The organism is Gemmiger formicilis, from assembly GCF_016901605.1.
In the GTDB taxonomy this organism is placed as follows: domain Bacteria; phylum Bacillota; class Clostridia; order Oscillospirales; family Ruminococcaceae; genus Gemmiger; species Gemmiger formicilis_B.
The window spans coordinates 1-5,942 of record NZ_JACJKP010000175.1; the positions used below are offsets into that span (position 1 = coordinate 1).

The following is a 5,942-nucleotide window of genomic DNA, read 5'->3' on the forward strand; positions in this document are numbered from 1 at the left end:
TCAAAAATCACTATCCCAAGGGACTGCGCAACCTGGGTTGACAACAAAAAACAAAAATATCGCGACCGGTTATGTAAGAATTTTCCGGTCGCGGTTGTTTTTTCTTATAGGGCGGGGCTGAGCGGAGCTTCGCACAATTTTCACGTTTTTGTCCGGGGCGGTCCCCCTTGACCGAAAGTGCCCAGCATGGTATTCTTATAAATGTATGACTGTAACCATTACTGGACGTAGCAAGTCAACAGGAGTTTATCAAATGATTGAATTTGAGCATGTTTCCAAAACCTATGAGACGCATAACGATGAAAACGTGGCGCTCGAAGATATCAATATTCATATTGAAGAAGGGGAATTTGTCTTTATTTTGGGCCATTCCGGCGCGGGCAAGTCTACCTTCCTCAAATTGATTCAGATGGAAGAAAAACCGACCGAAGGACGTGTTTTCATCAATGGGCAGGACCTCACCAAGCTCAAGCGGCGTAAGGTACCGTATCTGCGCCGTCAGATGGGCGTTGTTTTCCAGGACTTCCGCCTGATTCCTACCATGACGGTCTATGAAAACGTGGCATTTGCCATGCGTGTGACCAATATTTCCACTAAGAAAATCAAGGCCCGCGTGCCCTTTGCGCTTTCTCTGGTGGGTCTGGAAGACAAGATGGACCGTTTGCCGGATGAGCTCTCCGGTGGTGAGCAGCAGCGTGTGGCGGTAGCCCGTGCGCTGGCCCATGGTCCCAAAATCATCATTGCAGACGAGCCCACGGGTAACATTGACCCGGAAATGTCGATGGACATTATGCAGCTGTTCGAGGCCATTAACAAGGTCAACATTACAGTGGTGGTGGTCACCCACGAACATGAGTTGGTCCAAAAGCTGGCGGCCAAGTACAACAACCGAGTGATTACGCTGGCGGATGGTATGGTGGCTTCGGACACTGCCCATCCGGAAGTCGCGCGCCGCTATGCAGCCAAAATGGCGGCCCGGGAACGGGATGCGTATGATGAATACGATGACGAATAACTGATAGACAAAAGAGGGGAACATCATGCGTTTTTCCAGCTTTACATATCTGGTCGGTCAGGGGTTGCACAACCTGCGCGCCAACCGGCTGATGACTTTTGCTTCCATGGGCGTACTGACAGTCTGTATGCTGCTCATTGGTGCCGCATACCTGCTGGGTGTCAATATTGACGCCATGATCGAGTACATCGGCGACCAGAACGAAACCGTTGTTTATATGAACCTGGATGCCACCGAGGAACAGATTGCCGCAGCCGATGCCACCATTCGCAGCACCGAACACGTGGTAGGGGTGACTTATGTTTCGCCCCAGGAGGTTCTTTCTATTTATAATGAGGCTTTGGCAGATTACATCAATCTGGAAGAGGCCTTTGCAGATGACAATCCGTTTTATCCCAACTATCGCGTGGTAGTAGACAGCCCTGATAACATACCCACTGTAAAACAGCAGCTGGAGCAGATCGACGGTGTATACCAGGTTAATGCTCCTTTGGAACTGTCTAATATCTTTGTGTCGCTGCAAACGGCTATCAGCTATGCCTGCTACGCCGTGGTGGCTGTGCTGGCCATTGTCAGCATTGTGGTAATCAACAATACCATCAAGATTACGGTGTTCAACCGCCGTAAAGAGATCGGTATTATGAAACTGGTGGGTGCTACCAATGGCTTCATCCGTTTCCCGTTCTTTGTGGAGGGCGTCACCTCCGGATTGATCGCGGCAGCCATTGCCTCCGGGGTGGTCTGCGGTTCCTACTATGGACTGTGCCGTTGGTATGCAGAAAATCCCAGCAACCTTTCTCAGATGTTCGGCGGTCAGCTGGTACCGTTGACGGATGTCTGGTATTACATCGTCGGCGGCTTTGCCCTGTTGGGCTTTGTGCTGTGCGGTATCGGCACGGCCACCAGTATCCGCAAACATCTGAATGTGTGAAACAATAGGACAGGAACTACCATGAAACTTTCTCCCATCGTGAAAAGAGCCGTGTCCATGACGTTGGCGGTGGCAATGGTCGTAACGTTGACGGTTTCCACCAACACCATGACATTGGCAGACGATAAAAAATCAGAACTGCAGGCACAAAAAGAAGCCGCCCAGCAGCAGCTGGAAGCTGTGCAGGAAAAAATCAAGCAGAATCAGGAAAACAAAGAAAATGCCGAAGAACTGAAACAGCAATATGAACAACAGACCCAGCTGATCACTACCCAGATCGGCCTTCTGCAGCAATCCATTGCCCAGGTTGAGGAAGAAATCAACACCAAAGAGCTGGAAATTGAGCAGAAGCAGGCTGAGGTGGATGTGAAGCAGGCCGAATATAATGAACGCTGGGAAGGCTTCAAGGACCGCCTGGGCGCTATGCAGATGCTGAACGACGGCGGGTCCATTGCGCTGCTCTCCAGTGCCACCAACCTGTACCAACTTTTGACGTATACGGAAACGCTGGAACAGATCTCCAGCAAAGATGAGGAAATCTGCCAGGAGATCGAAGCGGAACGGCAGGAACTGGAAGCCCAGCGCACCGAGCTGGAAAACGCAAAAGCGGAACTGGAGGCCAAGCAGGCCGAACTGGAAGGCCAGAATGCAGAGCTGGACGGTAAAAAGGCCGAATTGCAGAGCAGTATTCAGCAGCAGGATGCCACTATTTCCGAGGCAGAAGCTGCCGAGGAAGTACTGGCCGCAGAGGAAGAAGAAGCCCGTAAGAACCTCGATGCCGCCGCAGCACAGTTGGACGCTTACCTGAACTCCCAGGTTGATAAGTACAGTGATGCTGCACTGACTTGCTCGCTGAACTTTGGTCCGGCACTGGCTTCCTATAAGTATATTTCCTGTGTGTTCGGTACCGGTGGACACCGCGGCACTGACTTTGCCGCGCCCGGCGGTACGGAAATTTATGCTGTGGCCGATGGCATTGTTACCGATGCCACCTATCATTACAGCTGGGGTAACTATGTGCAGATCTATCACGGCAAAGATGATGAAGGCAACACCTACTCTACCTTGTATGCCCACATGATCAGTACGCCCATCGTCAGCGCCGGTCAAACGGTCACCAAGGGCCAGGTGATCGGCTATGTGGGATCTACCGGCTATTCCACCGGTAACCACCTGCATTTGGAAATGAAGATCAATGGCGTCTTGACCAACGCCGCCAACTGGATTCCGCATTGATTGCGGGGGAGGGACCTACCATGAAACCTCAAAGGCATAAAACGGCTGTGCGCATTTTCTGCCTGGTTTTTGCAGCCATGATGGTTGTCAGCCTGTTCAGCACCGTTATTTTCTCTTTGTCTTACGCCGCCTGATGCGGTCAACAAACAGTAAGGAGCCGTCTGATCCATGAGTAAAAAAATCAGTCTGGGCGTTGCCGCAACCATTGCCTTGATTGCAATGGCGGTCACCTTTTCGCTTACCATGGTCATTTCCATGAATATGTTCAATTCTACCGTGTCCAGTGTCAAGAATAAGGAACGGCAGTATAACAAACTTTCAGAAATTGACCGCTTTGTACGCGCCAATGAGTACTTTACCATCAATGAAGATACCCTCAATGACACGATTGCTGCCGGTTATATGCTGGGCATCAATGATAAATACGCCAAGTATTACACGGCCAAAGCCTACAGTGAAATGCAGGCGGTGGAATCCGGTAAACTGACGGGGATTGGTGTGGCGGTTGTGAATGATCCGTCGTCCGGATATGCCCGTATCATTCGTGTGTATGATAATTCTCCCGCAAGTGAGAACGGACTGGAAGTGCGCGGATTTATCACGGCCATCAACAATGTTTCTACCAAGACGATGACCGATACAGCGACCATCACCTCTGCGCTGCTGGGGGAAGAAGGCACCACCACTACCATCACCTACCTGACACCGGATCGCCAGGAGCAGACGCTGGATCTGGTACACACCAACTACAACACGCCGACGGTGTCTTATCAAATGACCGCCGGCACCTGTGGATATATCCGCATCGATGCCTTTGGCACAAGCACAGCCAACGAGTTCAAGACGGCGGTGGACAGCCTGAAAGAGCAGGGGGCAATCTGCCTTGTGTTCGACCTGCGTGATAACACCGGCGAAAACCTGAACGCGGCCCTTGTTTCGGCGGACTATTGCCTGCCCTCCGGCCTGATTGCCCAGCAGGAGGACAAGGACGGCAATGTGACCGATCTGCGTATGTCAGATGAAACCGAAATTACCCTGCCGGTGGTTTGCCTGGTCAACGGCAACACGGCAGCGGGAGCAGAACTGTTTGCTAATGCGCTGCGCAAAATGGGCGGTGCCACACTGGTTGGTACTACTACCATGGGTAAGGGCGTTGTGATGAGCGAAGCCCAGAGCTTCTCGGATGGTTCCGCGGCATTCATTACCGTTGGCATTCTTCTGGACAATGAGGGGCAGACCTGGAATGACGTTGGTCTGACGCCGGATGTGGACGCATCTCTGTCTGCGGATGAGCAGAGCGCTTACTATGACTTCACGATCGAAACAGACCCCCAGATCAGCAAGGCTGTCAACGCGGCCATGTCTTTGTCGGGCCAGAACTGATCAGTACGAAAAGGATGGATATTGTGCCCAATCTGACCGATCTTTCCACGATCCGCGACCTGTGTGCGCGGCATGACTTTGCTCTTTCCAAAGGATTCGGACAAAACTTTATCATCAATCCGGGCATTTGCCCCCGCATTGCGGAAGCTGCCGGAATCGGACCGGGCTGGGGCGTTCTGGAGATCGGCCCCGGCATCGGGGTATTGACAGAGCAGCTTTGCAAGCGGGCGGATAAAGTGGTTTCCATTGAGGTGGACAAACGGTTGCCGCCCCTTTTGGAAGAAACCATGGCAGGCTATGATAACTTCAAATTAGTCCTGAATGATGTGCTGAAGGTGGATTTGAAGAGCCTTCTGGCAGAAGAATTCGGCGACAAACCGGTGGCCGTCTGTGCCAATCTGCCGTATTACATCACCAGCCCCATTTTGATGCGTCTGCTGGAAGAAAAACTGCCGATTCAGAACATAACCGTCATGGTACAAAAGGAGGCTGCACAGCGCTTATGCGCGGCGCCCGGTACGCGGGAAGCCGGGGCCATCAGCTATGCTGTGGCTTATTATGCGCAGCCTAAATTGCTGTTCAGTGTGCAGCCGGGCAGTTTTTATCCGGCGCCCAATGTGACCAGTGCGGTAATTCGCCTGGATGTGCGTCAACAGCCTCCCGTGACCTTAGCGGCAGAGCAGGAAACGGCTTTTTTTGCATTGATTCGCGCGGCTTTTTCTCAGCGCCGTAAAACAGCTGCCAACGCCATCGCCAATGGTCTGCATCTTCCCAAAGCGCAGGTGCTGGACGCCTTGGAAAAGGCAGGCCTTGACCAGCGTTCCCGCCCGGAACAGCTGACCCTGCAGCAATATTGTGCACTGCAAAGTGCCCTCTATGGCATTGACAACCCTGCCCCAATGTGCTAAACTAATCTAGTCCCGCTAGTATAGCACAATTGGCAGTGCAGCTGATTTGTAATCAGCAGGTTGCAGGTTCGATTCCTGTTACTAGCTCCAAAATAAAAGCGCCGCAGCGTAGTCTTAATGACCGCTGCGGCGCTTGGTTTTATAATTGTATCTGGAATTTGTATTGGGTTATCCGACTGTGGGATAGTACCCATGCCTGTACACCTGAATAAAGGAAAAAGGCCCGACTCCGTGCGTAACGGATGTCGGGCCTTTTGTCATGGTTCAATGCATTGGTAGTTGTGCTGGCTTTACAGCAGTTCTACACCGGCGTTACGGCAGCTGTTTACAGTCTCTTCATCCCACAGGCTGACCTGGACCTCGCCTACATGTACCTTGCCAAGCAGCAGCATGCAAAGGCGGCTCTGGCCGATACCGCCACCCATGGTCAAGGGCAACGAGCCATCCAGCAGCATTTTGTGGAAGGGGA

General features: G+C 52.1%; 5 protein-coding genes, 1 tRNA gene and 1 pseudogene. 6 read left to right on the top strand and 1 reads right to left on the bottom strand.

Translation table 11 applies throughout. The features are described from left to right. The first annotated feature begins 253 nt into the window (after positions 1-253). The 6 genes from ftsE (at position 254) to H6B10_RS12015 (ending at position 5,563) form a co-directional block, all read left to right on the top strand. The gene (gene ftsE, locus H6B10_RS11990) at positions 254-1,015 is read left to right on the top strand and encodes a cell division ATP-binding protein FtsE (RefSeq protein WP_204651820.1); all 762 of its coding nucleotides are present in this window, start codon (positions 254-256) and stop codon (positions 1,013-1,015) included. 25 nt (positions 1,016-1,040) lie between these two features. Then, entirely contained in the window at positions 1,041-1,946 is a 906-nt protein-coding gene (gene ftsX / locus H6B10_RS11995; protein ID WP_204651821.1) for a permease-like cell division protein FtsX, read from the top strand. 21 nt (positions 1,947-1,967) lie between these two features. Further along, complete coding sequence (locus H6B10_RS12000; protein WP_204651822.1) at positions 1,968-3,182, top strand: murein hydrolase activator EnvC family protein; 1,215 nt, start codon at positions 1,968-1,970, stop codon at positions 3,180-3,182. A gap of 168 nt (positions 3,183-3,350) precedes the next feature. Then, positions 3,351-4,565, top strand: a complete 1,215-nt coding sequence (locus H6B10_RS12005) for a S41 family peptidase (protein ID WP_204651823.1) — start codon at positions 3,351-3,353, stop codon at positions 4,563-4,565. 23 nt (positions 4,566-4,588) lie between these two features. After that, positions 4,589-5,473, top strand: coding sequence for a 16S rRNA (adenine(1518)-N(6)/adenine(1519)-N(6))-dimethyltransferase RsmA (gene rsmA / locus H6B10_RS12010; RefSeq protein WP_204651824.1), 885 nt, complete (start codon positions 4,589-4,591; stop codon positions 5,471-5,473). A 14-nt stretch (positions 5,474-5,487) separates the two neighbouring features. Further along, positions 5,488-5,563: transfer RNA gene (locus H6B10_RS12015), tRNA-Thr, on the top strand. 200 nt (positions 5,564-5,763) lie between these two features. Here H6B10_RS12015 and H6B10_RS18060 read toward each other — a convergent pair. Then, a pseudogene (locus H6B10_RS18060) lies at positions 5,764-5,942 on the bottom strand (aspartate--ammonia ligase); the annotation flags it as partial.